Annotated in this window: 1 protein-coding gene and 1 pseudogene; both read right to left on the bottom strand. The window is 39.6% G+C overall.

The features are described from left to right. Nucleotides 1-824 (bottom strand): biotin/lipoyl-binding protein (locus tag H1P_RS33605; RefSeq protein WP_144875850.1); only part of this gene is annotated, 824 nt, incomplete at its 3' end. 150 nt (nucleotides 825-974) lie between these two features. After that, nucleotides 975-1,103, bottom strand: a pseudogene (locus H1P_RS39705) (IS701 family transposase); the annotation flags it as partial.

Here is a 1,103-nt window from a genome sequence, read left to right as displayed (position 1 = left end):
ATCGGAGTACGCACGTAAGCTTGAGCTAGTTCGGTTTCCGCTCTTTTGACAGTAGCGATCGCTTTTTCTACTTCTGCTTGGGCTGTTTGTACATCTACAGGACGAACTTCAGCAATGCGGTTGAGAGTTGCTTTAGCTGATGCTATTTGAGCTTCTAGGGTTTTGACAGTTCGATTTTCAGTTGCTAGTGCTTCTTCTAATTGAGCCTGTGCTGTTTCCCAAGCCAGGCGTTTATGATCTCTTTGGGATGCAGAGAGCGCTCCATCTTGATATAAAGACTCATAACGGTCATATTCTGCTTTGGCTGTACGAACTTCTGATTGCCAACGATTAATAGTTGCCTTTTGTGCCTTAATTTGTCCTTGTAATTCCGCTTCTAGTTGGGTAATCTGGGCTTGTTGAGCCGAAATTTCTCCAGTTTTTGCACCAGCTAGAATTTGTGCTAGTCTTTTTTGGGCAACTTTGACTTCTTCTTGAGCTTCTTCTAAAGCAGCTTGGAGACGATCGCGACTTGCTAAGGTAGCTACAACTTGATCCGCTTCAACCCAATCTCCTCGCTTAACTAAGAGTTGGTCAATGCGCTCGCCATCTAGTGTTAAGGGAGCAAATAAATGAATTACTTCTGTTTCTGGCTCTAATCGACCCAAAGCAGTTACTTTTTTGAGAATGGGTGCAGTTTCTAATGTCGGATATGACTTATTAGCTTCTAGTTGCTCTGATTGGGAAACTTCCCAGAGAACAGTTGCACCACCAAGCATTGTCGCAGTAACCAGAAGTCCAATTAGCCACTGTTTTGATGATTTGGGAGACGTGGAAGCACTCATGTTGAAACCTCCGATAATGAGTGGTTAAAGCTGTTAATTGTCTTACACTTTTTATTATATCTAACGTTTGTTATAAAAACAAAATTTTTAATTTATTTCTTTTATATAATCTAGAACTTACGCATTGACAAAAAATCACTGTCATGGATGCTAAACGGCAAAAGTATCTGTAAGATTACTTAAAATGTATTCGCGAATTACTAAAGTGAATAGATTCCTTTGCAATTGATACCAATTAGAAATTGAGCTATTTGAACGCATTTTTTCCAAACGAATAAA

The organism is Hyella patelloides LEGE 07179 (genome assembly GCF_900659865.1).
Taxonomy (GTDB): Bacteria; Cyanobacteriota; Cyanobacteriia; order Cyanobacteriales; family Xenococcaceae; genus Hyella; species Hyella patelloides.
This window is presented reverse-complemented; position numbering and strand designations above follow the sequence as displayed.